15 protein-coding genes and 1 pseudogene are annotated in these 14,915 nt (G+C 65.0%); 6 read left to right on the top strand and 10 right to left on the bottom strand.

What is annotated here, in order from left to right:
• Positions 1–12: 12 nt before the first annotated feature.
• Together ribB and aroC are read right to left on the bottom strand one after the other, a co-directional pair.
• Positions 13–1,113, bottom strand: a complete 1,101-nt coding sequence (ribB, locus tag ABLE85_RS02160; protein WP_348791031.1) for a 3,4-dihydroxy-2-butanone-4-phosphate synthase — start codon at positions 1,111–1,113, stop codon at positions 13–15.
• 38 nt (positions 1,114–1,151) lie between these two features.
• Positions 1,152–2,252, bottom strand: a complete 1,101-nt coding sequence (aroC, locus tag ABLE85_RS02155) for a chorismate synthase (RefSeq protein WP_348791030.1) — start codon at positions 2,250–2,252, stop codon at positions 1,152–1,154.
• A 280-nt stretch (positions 2,253–2,532) separates the two neighbouring features.
• Between aroC and ABLE85_RS02150 the strand changes: the two genes are divergently transcribed.
• Complete coding sequence (locus ABLE85_RS02150) at positions 2,533–2,781, top strand: DUF1344 domain-containing protein (RefSeq protein WP_348791029.1); 249 nt, start codon at positions 2,533–2,535, stop codon at positions 2,779–2,781.
• Positions 2,782–2,877: 96 nt separating this feature from the next.
• Here the strand turns inward: ABLE85_RS02150 and ABLE85_RS02145 are convergent, their stop codons facing one another.
• The 4 genes from ABLE85_RS02145 to ABLE85_RS02130 form a co-directional block, all read right to left on the bottom strand.
• Entirely contained in the window at positions 2,878–3,465 is a 588-nt protein-coding gene (locus tag ABLE85_RS02145) for a histidine phosphatase family protein (RefSeq protein WP_348791028.1), read from the bottom strand.
• Positions 3,466–3,507: 42 nt separating this feature from the next.
• Positions 3,508–4,332 carry an enoyl-ACP reductase FabI gene (fabI, locus tag ABLE85_RS02140; RefSeq protein WP_348791027.1) on the bottom strand — a complete coding sequence of 275 codons (825 nt, stop codon included), beginning with the start codon at positions 4,330–4,332 and terminating at the stop codon, positions 3,508–3,510.
• A 113-nt stretch (positions 4,333–4,445) separates the two neighbouring features.
• Entirely contained in the window at positions 4,446–5,366 is a 921-nt protein-coding gene (locus ABLE85_RS02135; protein ID WP_348791026.1) for a DnaJ C-terminal domain-containing protein, read from the bottom strand.
• A 112-nt stretch (positions 5,367–5,478) separates the two neighbouring features.
• Positions 5,479–5,955: an RT0821/Lpp0805 family surface protein gene (locus tag ABLE85_RS02130; protein WP_348791025.1), complete on the bottom strand. Its 477-nt coding sequence runs from the start codon at positions 5,953–5,955 to the stop codon at positions 5,479–5,481.
• Positions 5,956–5,996: 41 nt separating this feature from the next.
• Here ABLE85_RS02130 and pdxH point away from each other — a divergent pair, with 41 nt between their 5' ends.
• Positions 5,997–6,614 carry a pyridoxamine 5'-phosphate oxidase gene (gene pdxH, locus ABLE85_RS02125; RefSeq protein ID WP_348791024.1) on the top strand — a complete coding sequence of 206 codons (618 nt, stop codon included), beginning with the start codon at positions 5,997–5,999 and terminating at the stop codon, positions 6,612–6,614.
• A 124-nt stretch (positions 6,615–6,738) separates the two neighbouring features.
• Positions 6,739–7,206 carry a BA14K family protein gene (locus ABLE85_RS02120; RefSeq protein ID WP_348791023.1) on the top strand — a complete coding sequence of 156 codons (468 nt, stop codon included), beginning with the start codon at positions 6,739–6,741 and terminating at the stop codon, positions 7,204–7,206.
• Positions 7,207–7,257: 51 nt separating this feature from the next.
• On the opposite strand, the gene ABLE85_RS02115 is transcribed toward ABLE85_RS02120, so the two are convergent.
• Both ABLE85_RS02115 and ABLE85_RS02110 read right to left on the bottom strand, forming a co-directional pair.
• Positions 7,258–8,019, bottom strand: a complete 762-nt coding sequence (locus ABLE85_RS02115; RefSeq protein WP_348791022.1) for a crotonase/enoyl-CoA hydratase family protein — start codon at positions 8,017–8,019, stop codon at positions 7,258–7,260.
• Between the two features lie 21 nt (positions 8,020–8,040).
• Positions 8,041–9,816, bottom strand: coding sequence for an acyl-CoA dehydrogenase family protein (locus ABLE85_RS02110; protein WP_348791021.1), 1,776 nt, complete (start codon positions 9,814–9,816; stop codon positions 8,041–8,043).
• Positions 9,817–9,971: 155 nt separating this feature from the next.
• Between ABLE85_RS02110 and ABLE85_RS02105 the strand changes: the two genes are divergently transcribed.
• Positions 9,972–10,202, top strand: a complete 231-nt coding sequence (locus tag ABLE85_RS02105; RefSeq protein WP_348791020.1) for a hypothetical protein — start codon at positions 9,972–9,974, stop codon at positions 10,200–10,202.
• A gap of 142 nt (positions 10,203–10,344) precedes the next feature.
• A pseudogene (locus tag ABLE85_RS02100) lies at positions 10,345–11,112 on the top strand (GH25 family lysozyme); the annotation flags it as partial.
• A gap of 830 nt (positions 11,113–11,942) precedes the next feature.
• On the opposite strand, the gene arsC reads toward ABLE85_RS02100, so the two are convergent.
• Positions 11,943–12,347, bottom strand: coding sequence for an arsenate reductase (glutaredoxin) (gene arsC, locus ABLE85_RS02095; protein ID WP_348791019.1), 405 nt, complete (start codon positions 12,345–12,347; stop codon positions 11,943–11,945).
• Positions 12,344–13,618, bottom strand: a complete 1,275-nt coding sequence (gene purD, locus ABLE85_RS02090; RefSeq protein WP_348791018.1) for a phosphoribosylamine--glycine ligase — start codon at positions 13,616–13,618, stop codon at positions 12,344–12,346. Before purD ends, arsC begins: the two co-directional genes overlap by 4 nt.
• Positions 13,619–13,756: 138 nt before the next feature.
• Here purD and ubiA point away from each other — a divergent pair, with 138 nt between their 5' ends.
• Complete coding sequence (gene ubiA, locus ABLE85_RS02085; protein ID WP_348791017.1) at positions 13,757–14,740, top strand: 4-hydroxybenzoate octaprenyltransferase; 984 nt, start codon at positions 13,757–13,759, stop codon at positions 14,738–14,740.
• Positions 14,741–14,915: the final 175 nt, after the last annotated feature.

Genomic DNA, 14,915 nt, shown 5'->3' with positions numbered 1-14,915 from the left:
CGACGTTTCTCGCTAGAGAATTTCAGTTTTGGCGATCTTGATGCCGAAACCTTCGAGGCCGACATAGTGGCGCTCGCGCGAGGCGATCAGGTTGATCGAGGAGATGCCGAGGTCGCGCAGTATCTGCGCGCCGAGGCCGATCTCGCGCCACTCGCTCTCGCGCTTGCGGGCTTCGGCGTGGGCTTCCGCCTCGTTGTGCAGCGGGCGGTTGCGGTCCTGGTGGGCAACGCCCACCGAACCCTCGCGCAGATAGACGATGACGCCGCGCTTGCACTCGCCCATGGATTTCATGATCGACTGGAGGTCGTGACCAGTGCCGAACACGTCGGCCACCACGTTCTCCGAATGCAACCGGACGGGCACTTCCTCGCCGTCGCGGATGTCGCCAAAGACGATCGCCAGGTGGTGCATCACGTCCCAGGGCAGCGTGTAGGTATAGGCCTTGGCCTTGCCGCCGGGCGTCTCGATGTCCGAGCACTCGACACGCTCCACCAGCTTTTCTTGGCGCTGGCGATAGGCGATGAGGTCGGCCACCGACACCTGCATCAGGCCATTGGCCTCGGCGAAAGCCTCCACCTGCGGCCCGCGCATCACCGTGCCGTCGTCATTGACCAGTTCCGAGATGACGCCCACCGGCGGCAGGCCGGCGAGCTTGCAGAGGTCCACCGCCGCCTCGGTATGGCCCGAGCGCATCAGCACGCCGCCCTCGCGCGCCACCAGCGGGAAGATGTGGCCCGGACGTACGAAATCGGCGCCGCCGACATTGTCGTTGGCCAGGTTGCGCACGGTCAGCGTGCGGTCGTCGGCAGAGATGCCGGTGGTGGTGCCGTGCTTGAAGTCGACGCTGACTGTGAAGGCGGTGGTGTGGGCGGAATCGTTCTCGGCGACCATCGGCGTCAGGTTGAGCCGGCGGGCGTCCTCGCGCGTCATCGGCGCGCAGACGATGCCCGAGGTGTGGCGCACGATGAAGGCCATCTTCTCGGCCGTGCAGTGCACGGCCGCGACGATCAGGTCGCCCTCGTTCTCGCGCCCATCGTCATCCATCACGACGACGATTTCGCCACGTTCGAAGGCCCGCAGCGCCTCGACGACTTTCTTCTGGTCGTAGCCCATCTTGTCCGGAGTCCGTTCAGTTGCTCACTTGAAAACTATCACACCCGGCCGGTCTGGCCGCGATGCCGCAGGTAGTGGTCGGCGATGGCGCAGGCAACCATGGCCTCGCCGATCGGTACGGCGCGGATGCCTACGCATGGATCGTGGCGGCCCTTGGTCATCACGTCGACGTCGTGTCCGTCGACATCGATGGACTTGCGCGGCGTCAGGATCGACGACGTCGGCTTGACGGCGAAACGCGCCACGATTGGCTGACCGGTCGAGATGCCGCCCAGTATACCCCCGGCGTGGTTGGACAGGAACACCGGCTTGCCGTCATTGCCGATCCGCATCTCGTCGGCGTTCTCCTCGCCGGTGATGCGCGCGGCCTCGAAGCCGTTGCCGATCTCCACCCCCTTCACCGCGTTGATGGACATGAGGTTGGAGGCGATGTCCTGGTCGAGCTTGGCATAGACCGGCGCGCCGAGGCCGGCGGGCACGCCGTCTGCCACGATCTCCACCACCGCGCCCACCGAAGAACCGGCCTTGCGGATGCCGTCGAGATAGTCGGCAAAAACTTGCACCGACTCCGGATCGGGCGTGAAGAAGGGATTTTCCGGATCGTCGACGAAATTCCAGTTCCAGCGGCTGCGATCGATCTCCTTGACGCCCATCGAAACCAGCGCGCCGCGCACCACCATGCCCGGCACCACCTTGCGCGCCAGGGCGCCGGCAGCCACACGCGCCGCCGTCTCGCGGGCCGAGGAACGGCCGCCGCCGCGATGGTCGCGCAGGCCGTATTTGACATGATAAGTATAGTCGGCGTGGCCCGGCCGGTACTGGCGGGCGATCTCGCCATAATCCTTCGAGCGCTGGTCGACGTTCTCGATCATCATCGACACCGGCGTGCCGGTGGTAATCATCGTCTCGCCGTCCTCGTCCAGCACGAAGCCGGACAGAACCTGCACCTCGTCGGGCTCGCGGCGCTGTGTCACGAATCGCGACTTGCCGGGGCGGCGCCGGTCGAGTTCGGCCTGGATCTCGGCGCGGGTGAAGCGGATGCCGGGCGGGCAGCCGTCGACCACGCAGCCCAAGGCCGCGCCGTGGCTTTCGCCCCAGGTGGTGACACGGAACAGATGTCCGAAAGTGTTGTGCGACATGGATACTCAGCCCTGCCCGGCCGCGCCGGCTCTGCGGTGCGTTCTATTGGCGTTTTAGGCATGGGTCAAACCATGATCTGGCCCGATGCCCGATTGTGTTCCGCGGCTCTCGCGAGAACCGTTTCAGGGTTTCCCCACACTTGTTGCAACGTCTTGAAAACAAATAGTGAAATAGTCGAGTTTTAGTTTTGACACATTCCCCATGATAATGGTTTCTTCCTGCTCGCAATCGCGAGCCGTCGCCCGTCGACGCCAAGGATAAACATAACGAGGATGGACCATGCGTAGCCTGATCGGCGCTCTCGCCGCTGTACTGATGATCTCCAGCGCCGCCTACGCCGCCGAGGCGGAAGGCAAGATCAAGGCGATCGACCGCGAGAAGCTGTCCATCACGCTCGAAAATGGAAAGTCCTACAAGTTGCCCGGCGAATTCGACGTCGACGCGCTCCAGGAAGGCATGGACGTCCTGCTTGCCTACGACCAGGTCAACGGCGTCAACATGATCACCGACATGGAACTGCCCGAGTAGGCATTCCACCCCTCAAGAAACGCCATCGAACGATCGAACCGCGCGCCAGGGCGCGCGGAACGCTTCAATCCATATGCGGAAGCCGCGGAAAATCGCTCAGAGCCAGTCGAGGCGGCCGTTCTCGAACCGGAGAACCCGGTCCTGCGGAATTTCCATCGCGGCAGCCAAGTGGGTCGGTATCGCCTGCGCCAGCCTGAAGATGACGCGCAGCACGCCGCCATGGGTCACACAGACCGTGGGGTGCTTCAGACCCTCGAACCAGGGCCTTATTCGCCCGAGCAGCATCTCATAGCTCTCGGCATCCTCGCCCGGCGGCACGAAGCTCCATTTGTCGCGCGAGCGCTCCTCCTTGCACCCCGGATAGCGTTGTTCCAGTTCGGGGAAAGTAAAGCCCTGCCAGTCGCCAAAATTCACCTCGACCAGCCGCGGATCGGTGCGATAGCCATTCGAGGCCAGCCCCATGGCCGCGCGTGCGCGCTCCATGGTTTCACGCGTGCGCCGCATCGGGCTCGCGACGAAATCAAAGTCGTGCGGATCGGCAATCAGTTCGGCCAGGCGCTGGCCGTTGCGGTCGGCCTGGGCGCGGCCGACCTCGGTGATGTCCGTGTCGGCCTGCCCCTGCAGGCGTTCTTCGGCGTTCCATTCCGTCTGGCCGTGACGCACGAAATAGACAAGCGGAAACATGGCGCGCTGCACGCCTCCCAAAGCCTGCTGAGCCGCGGGAGCTCAGTCCTTGATGGTGGAAATATCCGGGGCGTCCACGGCCTTCATGCCGACGACGTGGTAGCCCGAATCGACGTGGTGCACCTCGCCGGTGACGCCGCGCGACAGGTCGGACAGGAAGTAGAGGCCGGAATCGCCCACTTCCTCCGGGGTCACGGTGCGCTTCAGCGGGGCGTTGTATTCGTTCCACTTCAGAATGTAGCGGAAGTCGCCGATGCCGGAGGCGGCCAGCGTCTTGATCGGGCCGGCCGAAATCGCGTTGACGCGGATGCCCTTGCCGCCGAGGTCGACGGCCAGATAGCGCACGCTCGCCTCGAGCGCGGCCTTGGCAACGCCCATGACGTTGTAGTGCGGCATCACCTTCTCGGCGCCGTAATAGGTCAGCGTCAGCAGCGAGCCGCCATCGGTCATCAGCGGCTCGGCGCGCTTGGCGATGGTGGTGAAGGAAAACACCGAGATGTCCATCGTGCGCAGGAAGTTGTCGCGCGTGGTCTCGACATAGCGGCCGTCAAGCTCCTCCTTGTCGGAGAAGGCGATGGCGTGGACCACGAAGTCCAGCTTGCCCCACTTCCTGGCGACGTCCTCGAAGACGGCGTCCAGGCTTTCCGGATCGGTCACGTCGCAGTGGCCAGCCACATGGGCGCGATCACCTAGTTCGGCAACCAGCGGCTCGACGCGCTTCCTGAAGGCCTCGCCCTGATAGGTCAGTGCCAGCTCGGCGCCCTGATCGGCGCAAGCCTTGGCAATTCCCCAGGCAATCGACCGGTTGTTGGCCACGCCAAGAATAAGGCCACGTTTTCCGGCCATGAGGCCCTGTCCAACCGCCATATGATCCACTCTCCGCATTCTCTAACAACCAAGAACTGCCCCTATCGCACAGCCACAGGGCACCTTCAAGCGCCCTGCGCGCTGAACAGATCTGCGCCAAGAGGCGGAAATGGTCAGTTCGCGGACTTCCGCATCAGCGCTTCCAGCTCCGGATCACCGTTTTCCGGCAGCATGACGCGGACATGGACATACAGATCGGCGTGGCCGCCGGTCTTCTGGGTCAGGCCGCGCCCCTTGAGGCGCAGCACCTTGTCGGAGCTGGACCATGCCGGCACCGTCACCGCCAGCCGCCCGGTCGGCGTCTCCACCGGCAGCTTGGCGCCCAGCACCGCATCGCGCAGCGGAACGGGCAGATCGACATGCAGGTCGCGCCCCTCCACGCGGTAGCGCGGATGCTTCTTGAAGTGAATCTTCACCAGCGCGTCGCCCGGCCCGCCAATGCCCGGCTCGCCCTGCCCCTTCAGGCGGATGGTCTGGCCGTCCTCGACATAGTGCGGCAGCTTGACCGCAAGCTTGCGGCCATCGGGAAACACCGCCGTGACCTTCTCGGCAGCGGCCACATCCTCGATACCGACGTCGAGCGTGGCGTTGAGATCGGCGCCGGCGGGCGCCCGGTGCGCGGTGCCGCCCGCGCCGCGCTGCGAGAAGGCGTGGCCGAACAGTTCGCTGAAAATGTCGCTGTCGCCGAAGGAATCGCCGCCGGTGCCGCCGGAGCGGAACTCGAAGCGCGAACCGCCGGGCCCCTGGCTCTGGCGACGGAAGCCCGCGAAGGGATCGCCGCCCGCCTGGCCTTCGAAGCCCTGGAACCGCGGCTTGCCTTCGGCATCGATCTCGCCGCGGTCATAGGCGCCCCGGCTCTTCTCGTCGCCGAGGATCTCGTACGCCTGGTTGGCGGCGGCAAACCGGTCCTTCGCCTTGGGATCATTCGGATTCTGGTCCGGATGATGCTTCTTGGCGAGTTTCCGGTACGCCGACTTTATCTCCTTGGCTGACGCGTTCTTCGCAACGCCCAGCACTTCATAGGGATCACGCATGCCTTCTGCCTGCCGAATTTTTCAAGGAATAGGGACTCGCACCCTATATGCTCCTCGGTAGGAACAAATTCCAGTGGAGACCGGAGAAGCGGCACGTGCGTTTCGGGAGGCTCTATTTGGCGGAAGCCGGCTGGAAATTCATCATGCGCCAGGCGCCGGCGCCGGCCCTGCAGACCTCGCCGTGGTAGAGACCGACCCCGTTGAAGCTCTCGCGTGAGGTGGTGAACTTGCGGCACAGCGCGCCGTTGTCACTGCTTTCGATGAGGTTGTTGATGGCCCCGCGCGAGCCGGTGTCGGTGTTAGCCCAGGCCAGCGCGCCGCCGCCCAATTCGGTGATGTCGGCGGCAGAGACGGCATTGCGGATGGTTGCCTCGTCCGACACCTGCTGGGCATCGGCGGACACCTGCCCCGTCGATGAGACGGTGCCGGTGACGAGCGACCGGTCAACCTCGGCCTTTTCCAGGCTGAAGCCGCCAGCGGCACAGCCGCAAAGCGAGAAAGCAACAGTGAGCACCGCCGCCGTTCTCAGGCGACCGAACCGGAAATGGCACGACAAACTGTCTCTCCACGCTTGCGCAACGCGCGACAATAGGCAATCTCCAGCCATCAGCATCACTTCGAGAAAAAACTATGGCCGAAACAGCATTAACAACCGGTGACTTTACCGAAAGCGCCGAACCGTTTCGTCTTTTCGCGACGTGGCTTGACGACGCAGCCCAGAGCGAGCCGAACGATCCCAATGGCGTGGCGCTGGCGACCGTCGACCCCGACGGCATGCCCGACGTGCGCATGGTTTTGCTCAAGGGCTTCGACGAAAAGGGTTTTGTCTTCTACACCAATTTCGAAAGCGCCAAGGGCCGCGAGATCCTCGCCACCATGAAGGCCGCCATGTGCTTCCACTGGAAGTCGCTGCGCCGCCAGGTGCGCGTGCGCGGGCCCGTGGAGATCGTCAGCGACGCCGAGGCCGACGCCTATTTCGCCTCGCGCCCGCGCGGCAGCCGGATCGGCGCCTGGGCCTCGAAGCAGTCGCGGCCGCTGGAAAGCCGCTTCGCGCTCGAGAAGGCGGTGGCCGAATACACCGCCCGCTATGCGATCGGCGAGATACCGCGCCCCGCCTACTGGTCCGGTTTCCGCATCGTGCCACAGACGATCGAGTTCTGGCACGACCGCCCCTTCCGTCTGCACGACCGCATCGTCTTCACCCGCACCGAGGATGGCGGCTGGGAAAAGAGCCGGCTTTACCCCTGAGGGGCCCATTTCGCCGGCGCCCGCAAGGCAATGATTACCGAAATTTAATGAATTCATTCAGTTACGGTTCATCCTTCACCTGTCATGTTCTCAGGCAGGGCTTGGAAAACTGAATGAGGTACTTATGAAAAAGCTTTTGCTAACCATTTGCGCAGCCGCCATGGCCGCGACCGCCATTGCCTCGAGCATGGTGGAGGCAAACGCCGCGCCCGTGCTGCTTCCCAGGCTCGAAGCCGGCGCCTCCGACATCCAGCAGGTGCGTGACGGCGGCGAGCGTTTCTACCGTCGCGGCGGCAACTACTACTACAACGGCCATCGCGGCTACCGGCACTCCCGGCCGGGCTGGCGCGAGCACAATGGCTGGTGGTTTCCGCCCGCGGCCTTCATAGCCGGCGCGATCATCGGCGGCGCCATCGCCAGCCAGCCGGCGCCCGTCTATCGCGAGCCCGCGCCTGTCTATCGTCAGCCGAGCTACGGCGACGCGCATATGCGCTGGTGCTACGATCGCTATCGCTCGTACCAGGCCTACGACAACACGTTCCAGCCCAATTATGGGCCGCGCCAGCAGTGCGTTTCGCCTTACTATCGCTGACGCGATCCTGACGATCCTCAGGCATACCCGATTGACCCCGCTTCGGCGGGGTCATTTCTTTCGGCTCATGAAGGCGACGAAGGCCTGCTTGGCCTCGTCCGATTTCAAGCGCTCGCGAAAATGCTCGCCCTCCTCGCGGATGCGGGCGACGACCGCCTCGCGCGGCGCGCGCATCAGGTCGCGCGCGATCTTCAGCGCCTGCGGCGGCTTGGCCGCAACCGCCTCAGCAGCCGTCAGCACGGCCGCCTCCAGCGTATCCTCCGGCACCACGTCGTAGATCAGTCCCGCCGCCTTGGCCTGTTCTGCCGAAAATCCCTTGCCGAGCCCCAGCATGGCGAAGGCTTGCTGACGGCCGAGCACGGCCGGAACCAGCAGGCTCGAACCGGCCTCCGGCACGAGGCCGAGATCGACGAATGGCGTCTTGAACACCGTGCGCGGTGTGGCAAAGGTCAGGTCGCAGTGGAGGTTCAGCGTCGTGCCGATGCCCACCGCGATGCCGTCCACGCCCGAGAGCAGCGGCTTTTCCGACTGCGCCAGCGCAAGCAGGAAGTCCCAGACTTCCTGGCCGCCATCGCCACCCATGGCCACCGCCATGAAGTCGGCGAGATCGTTGCCGGCCGAGAAGGCGCCCGGAACGCCGAAGAAGACATGCGCGCGGATTTCCGGATCGGCATCGCCCGACTGGAGTGCTGCGGCCATCGCGGCATACATGGCGCGGGTAATGGCGTTTTTCTTGTCCGGCCGGTTCATGCGGATCGTCTGCACCGCCCGGCGCCGCTCGATGATGATGTGGCCGTTAGCCAGGCTCGCCATGTTCCCCTCCCCCTGTTTCCATCAAGCCGAAATCAGGCTCTCGCCCGCTACGGCCAGGCTAGCCGCCCCATCCACGACACGCTCCTTTAGCGCCCGCGTCTCGCCGACGAGATTTTCGGCGAAGAAACGGCACAGCGCCTGGCGCTCCCCATCGCCGCCGGCCAGAGCTGCCTGCGCCAGATAGGCTCCGCCGGCCGCAAGCCCGAACAGCCTGAGATAGGGCGTGGCGCCGGCCAGCGCTTCATCCATGCGCCCCTCGCCCATTGCTTTCTCCAAATGCCGCGTCGCCTCCGAAAGATGGCCCAGCGCGGCCTCGAGCTCGTTGGCCGTGCGGCCGAAGCCCTGCAGGTTAGACGCGCGCACCCGGCCGACGACCTCGCTTAGTTCGTTGATATAGCGGTGCACATGCTCGCCGCCGCCTTGCGGCAGCTTGCGCGTCACCAGGTCGATCGCCTGGATGCCGTTGGTGCCCTCGTAGATCGGGGCGATGCGGGCGTCACGCAGCAGCGCCGCCGCCCCCGTCTCCTCGATAAAACCCATGCCGCCATGCACCTGTACGCCGAGCGAGGCGACGTCGACGCCGACATCGGTGGAAAAGGCCTTGGCGACGGGCGTGAGCAGGTTGGCCCGCTCCTGCCAGAACTGGGCGCCATCACCGCCGGCACGGGCGCGGTCGGTCGCATGCGCGCAGGAATAGCAGATGGCGCGGGCGGCCTGCGTCAGCGCCTTCATGGTCAGCAGGTTCCGCTGCACGTCGGGATGGAGGACGATCGGCGCCATGCCCTCGCCGTCATAGCCAGCTGCCTTGCCCTGCCGGCGCTCATTGGCATAGGCCAGCGCCTTCTGGAACGCGGCTTCGGCCACCGCCACGCCCTGGATGCCGACGGCGAGACGGGCGTTGTTCATCATGGTGAACATGCAGGCGAGCCCCCGGTTCTCCTCGCCGATCAACCAGCCGATGGCGCCCGGCTCGCGATCCTTGGCAAAGCCGTCGCCGAAGATCATCGTGCAGGTGGGCGAGGCATGGATGCCGAGCTTGTGCTCAAGGCCCGAGCAGAACGCGTCATTGCGAGCCCCAAGCGAGCCGTCCTCGTTGACGAGGAATTTCGGCACCAGGAACAGCGAGATGCCGCGCGTGCCGGCCGGCGCATCGGGCAGGCGCGCCAGCACCAGATGCACGATATTATCGGTGAAATCGTGCTCGCCATAGGTGATGAAAATCTTCTGGCCGAAGATGCGATAGGTACCGTCGGCGGCGCGCTCGGCGCGCGTGCGCAGCGCGGCGAGGTCCGAGCCCGCCTGCGGCTCGGTAAGGTTCATCGTACCCATCCACTCGCCCGAGACGAGCTTTTCCAGATAGGTGCGCTTGAGTTCCTCGGAGGCGTGCTTGTCCAGTGCCTCAACCGCGCCCATGGTCAGCGTCGGGCCGATGCCGAAGGCCATGGAGGCGGAGTTCCACATTTCCAGCGCCGCCACGCCGAGCATAGCCGGCAGGCCCTGCCCGCCGAACTCCTCCGGTGCCTGCAGCGCATTCCAGCCGCCTTCGATCCAGCGCGCGTAAAGCTGCTTCCAGCCGGGCGGCGTCGTCACCGCCGCGTCCTTCAGCACCGCTCCGTGCCGGTCGCCGATCTCGCGCAGCGGCGCCACCTCCTCGGAGGCGAAGCGCCCCGCTTCCTGCAGGATCGCATCCGCAAGGTCCTCGCTGAGGTCGCCCAGCGCCCCTGCCTCGATCGCTGCCTTCAGTCCGGCCACATGCTTGAGCGTGAACGAAATCTCCTCGACGGGTGCGCGGTACATTTCTGGCCGGTCCTCCTGATCAGGGATCTGAGCGTAGCGCAGATTACGCGGAAACGCCTCCGCAGCGCTACTTACTTTTGACGTAAACGTCAAATTTGGTGCGAAAGTTGCACGGGCGCACCCTTGTCCCTAACTATGCCGTGAAAGGACTTCTTATGCTCGCCAAACCCGAAACCCGTCGCTGTGTGGAATGTGGCCTGCCGTATGGCTCCGTTGGCTTCTGGTATCATGAGGGCGACATCGCGCATGGCCCGGCTTACTGGTCGGATCGCGGCATTTTGTGCTCGCCCAGATGCTCGCTGACGCATTTTCGTCGTCGTGAAGCTGAAGGAAGCCTGCCGACAGAACCGGCGCAGGATCCGTTCGCGTTGACGTACGGTCACTGAGGCCACAATTTAAGCACTTCCTTAATTATAAAGGAGCGGGACCACTGCTTGCCCCGCGGGAACACCTGTATTGAACCCAACACGCCTACGTCACTGTCGACGCATTCTGGCAGCGCTGAGCGCAGCGCTTGCGCTGCACTGGATGCCCGCCGCCGCCTCTGATTTTTCCGAGCCGTGGAAGCGGCCGGACCGCGCGCTGGTCGTCGACGCCTACGAATACAACGCCATCGACTGGGAACAGCTCGTCACCGACAAGCGCGTCGTCGGCTTCATCAACAAGGCCTCGGACGGCCTGTCGCCGCCCTATTCCTGCAGCGGCAGCGATACCGAGGTGAAGCTCTGCAAGGCGCTCTGGAAGCGGCATGCGGTGGCGCGCGAGCTGTTCCAGACCCGCCGCGCCATGGCCAAGGCGCTCGGCCTCAAATGGGGCGCCTACCACCTCGCCCGCCCTGGCAATCCCATCGAGCAGGCCAACAATTTCCTCGACTTCGCCCAGCCCGGCCCCGACGACCTGATGGCGCTCGACATCGAGGAAAATGACCCGCAGAAATGGATGTCGCTGGGGGATGCCGAGCAGTTCGCGCGCCAGATCCAGCGCCGCACCGGGCGTTACCCGATCCTCTACACCAACGGCAGCACCGCCCAGCACATCGCCGACAATCGCGACAAATACCAGCTGCTGTCGCGTCTGCCCCTCTGGTACGCCCGCTACAAGCCCGAAATCGGCGAACATTTCCCGAAGGGCAACTGGCAGGGTTACGCACTCTGGCAGTTCGCCGCGCAGGCCAATTGCCGCGGCGCCAAGAGCTGCCCCTACCGCGTGCCGGGAACGCCGATCGACATCGACGTCAACGTGGCCTCGATGAACGCAGACGAACTGCGCGGCACCTGGCCCTTCGGCAAGCTGCTCGATGCGCCGTCCGAACTGATCGCCAAGGCACCCACGACCAAGCGGGATGCCGCGCCGGCTCTCGATCTGGCCTACGCGCCACACGAGCAGACTGGCCCGCTGGCCGCGCTGGAAAACGCCCTGCATCCCGAACGCGCCGAACCCGAGAACGACAAGGCCGCTACCCCCGGCAAATCGAAAGCTGCCAAGAAGCCCGGCAAGACCAAGAAGGCGGACACGGCCAAAAAACTGGCCGCGACGAAGTCCGCCGCTGCCGCCCAGCCCCCTGCGCAACCTGATGTAGCCAAACAGCCTGGCGCACAGGGTGATGGCCTTGCGGCAAGCGAACAGCACGATATCGATCGCGTGGACCCCGTGGACCCCAAAGGCGACACGGTCGCCGCGCCGACCAACCCGGACTCAGACCAAAAGCCGGACGTGACCCAAGAGACGAATGCGGAAGCAACTGCCCAGCCTGCCCCGCAGCCCGATGCGCCTGCCCAGCCGATCGTGCAGCAAAACGCCCTCGATGCGGCTGACCAGCAACTCCCTATCACTTCGACGCCGACAGCCGAACAGATCGCTGAAGCTGAAGGCGATATCCTGCAGCGGCTCGGCGGTTATCTGGTGTCGATTCGTGAGAGCTTGATCGCCTGGGCCTTCGGCGAAGGAAAGCTGTCGGGCGATCTCGACCCGACGATGACGGGAACCGTGCCTTCGGCTGTGGATCGCATTGACTGATAGGCAAAGCTTAGCAAACGACGAGGCCGCGAATGGTTGCGGGGATCCAGACCTCGACAGCCGTGCCGCCAGAGCTACCGCCTACGACGCAACGCCGCCGGGCATGAGACCTACCCCCTGCGCACCACTTCGCCGTCTTCCTTGGTGAAGGTGCCGATGTCCGGATTGGGCAGCACGTCCAGCACCTTTTCCGAAGGCCGCGCCAGCACCGCGCCCTTTTCCGACACGACGATGGGTCGCTCGATCAGGATCGGGTGCGCGAGCATGAAGTCGATCAGCTCGTCGTCTCTCCATTTCGGATCGTCGAGACCAAGTTCGTCATAGGGCGTGCCCTTGCGGCGCAAGAGGTCGCGCGGCTTCATCTTCATCATGCCGAGCAGTTCCACCAGCCGCTCGCGCGAGGGCGGGGTCTGCAGATATTCGATGATCTCCGGCTCCTCGCCGGAAGCGCGGATCATCGCCAGCGCGTTACGCGAGGTGCCGCATTTCGGGTTGTGATAGATCGTGACGGTCATTTCGCCTGCTCCCGCTCGACGGCGCGCCAGCCGATGTCACGCCGGCAGAAACCTTCCGGCCAGTCAATGACATCCACCGCCTCATAGGCCTTGCGCTGTGCTTCCGTCACTGTCTTGCCGGTGGCGGTCACATTCAGCACGCGGCCGCCGGCGGCGACGATCTCGCCATCCTCCTCCGCCGTGCCGGCATGGAAGATTTCCACGCCCTCCGGCGCCTTGTCGAGGCCGCGGATGATGGTCCCCTTCATCGGCGTGCCCGGATAGCCCCTGGCCGCCATCACCACAGTCAACGCCGCCTCGTCGTACCAGCGCGCCGACATGTGCGAGAGCTGCCCGTCGGCCACCGCGCTCAGGAGCACCAGCAGGTCGTCCTTCAACCGGGTCATCAGCACCTGGCATTCGGGATCGCCGAAGCGGACATTGTATTCGATGAGCTGCGGACCCTTGTCGTTGATCATCAGACCGGCGAACAGCACGCCCGAGAACGGCATGCCCATCTCGGCCATGCCGCGCATGGTCGGCTCGATGATCTCGCGCATGGTGCGCTCGATCAGTTCCGGCGTCATCACCGGCGCCGGCGAATAGGCGCCCATGCCGCCGGTATTGGGGCCAGTATCGCCCTCGCCCACGCGCTTGTGGTCCTGGGCGGTGCCGAAAGGCAGCGCGGTCTTGCCGTCGCACAGGCAAAAGAAGCTCGCCTCCTCGCCGGTCAAAAACTCCTCGACCACCACTTCCGCGCCCGCGCTGCCAAAACCGCCGTCGAAGCAGGCATCGATCGCGCCAAGTGCCTCGTCCAGCGTCATCGCAACCGTCACGCCCTTGCCGGCGGCCAGCCCGTCTGCCTTGACCACGATGGGCGCGCCCATCTTCTCGATATAGGCCTTGGCGTCGGCGGCGTTGCCGAAGCGCTCATAGGCGGCTGTGGGGATGTTGTATCTGCGGCAGAGGTCCTTGGTAAAACCCTTCGAGCCCTCGAGTTGCGCCGCCTTGGCCGAGGGGCCGAACACGCGGATGCCGGCCGCCCTAAGGTCGTCGCCGAGGCCGGCGACAAGCGGCGCTTCCGGCCCGACCACCACGAGGTCGATTGCCTTGTCCTTGCAGAAGGCAGCCACGGCCGCGTGGTCGTTGACGTCCAGCGCGACGATCTCCGCCTCTCCGGCGATGCCCGGATTGCCCGGCGCGGCGTAGAGCTTGGTCAGCATGGGAGAGGCCGCGATCTTCCAGGCCAGCGCGTGCTCGCGGCCGCCCGAACCAATCAGAAGAACATTCATGCCATCACGCTCCGTGCCTGTGTTCGTCCGTTGCGGCCTCCGGTATGGCCCTTGCGCGGCGCGGTCAACCGTCAACGCCTATTATCAAGGACAAATCATCTTCTTGACGAGCGTTGCGGCTGCTGTCACCTCAAGAGCATGGAAAATATTCAGTCGAGAGAGGCGCAAGGCCGCGTTGCCGACGCGCCGAGTGGTCATTGGGTCTATCGGGTTCTGCCGCGCTGGGTATGGCCCTACGCGCAGCTTGCGCGCTGGGATCGTCCCATCGGCTGGATCCTGCTTCTGTGGCCCTGCTGGTGGTCCACGGCGCTGGCGGCGGTTGCCTATGCGCGGCCGGAAGACCCGCTGCTGACGCTTCTGCCCAACCCCTGGTATCTGGTGCTGTTCCTGGTCGGGGCCATCGCCATGCGCGGCGCCGGCTGCACCTACAACGATCTCGTCGACGAGAAGATCGACGCCGAGGTCGAGCGCACGCGCTCGCGGCCCCTGCCGTCGGGCCAGGTCAGCCGCAAGCAGGCCTGGCGCTTCCTGCTCATGCAGGCGCTGGTCGGGCTTCTGGTGCTCGTCCAGCTCAACGGCTTCGCGATCCTGCTCGGCCTCTGCTCGCTCGGCATCGTGGCGATCTACCCGTTCATGAAGAGAATCACCGACTGGCCGCAGTTCGTTCTCGGCCTTGCCTTTTCCTGGGGCGCGCTGATGGGCTGGGCCGCCGAGTTCTCCGATCTCGATGCCGCGCCGATCCTGCTCTACATCGGCTCGATCATGTGGGTGATCGGCTACGACACCATCTATGCCCACCAGGACAAGGAAGACGACGCGCTGGTGGGCGTGCGCTCCACCGCGCGACTGTTCGGCGAAAACACCAAGCTGTGGCTGGTGGGGCTCTATGGCGGCGCGCTGATCTGCTTTGCGCTCGCCTTCGCCGCTGCGGAAGCGCCGATGCCGGCGCTGGCCGGGCTGGTGGCCGCGGGCGCGCACATGGCACGCCAGATCCGGGTGCTGAACATCGACGATCCCGACCAGTGCCTGAAACTGTTCAAGTCAAACGGAACTGTCGGCTGGCTGATTTTCCTCGGCCTGATCGGCGGCGGCCTGTGGATCGCGCTCAAGCCGCTGGTTTGAGGCGACAGACGCCTTCCTGCCCAGTCCCCCTCTCCGCCTCGCTCAAGCTCGGCACCTCTCCCCCATTTCATGGGGGCGAGGAACCAAAATTCTGCGATGTCGCGACCTCAGCGAGTGCCGGTTCCTCGCCCCCGCTTGCGGGGGAGAGGTGGCCGCGAAGCGGACGGAGAGGGGG

It is taken from the genome of Mesorhizobium sp. KR1-2 (assembly GCF_040045035.1).
GTDB lineage: Bacteria > Pseudomonadota > Alphaproteobacteria > Rhizobiales > Rhizobiaceae > Pseudaminobacter.
Note: the sequence above shows the minus strand (reverse complement) of the source record. Positions and strands in the feature narration are given on the sequence as shown.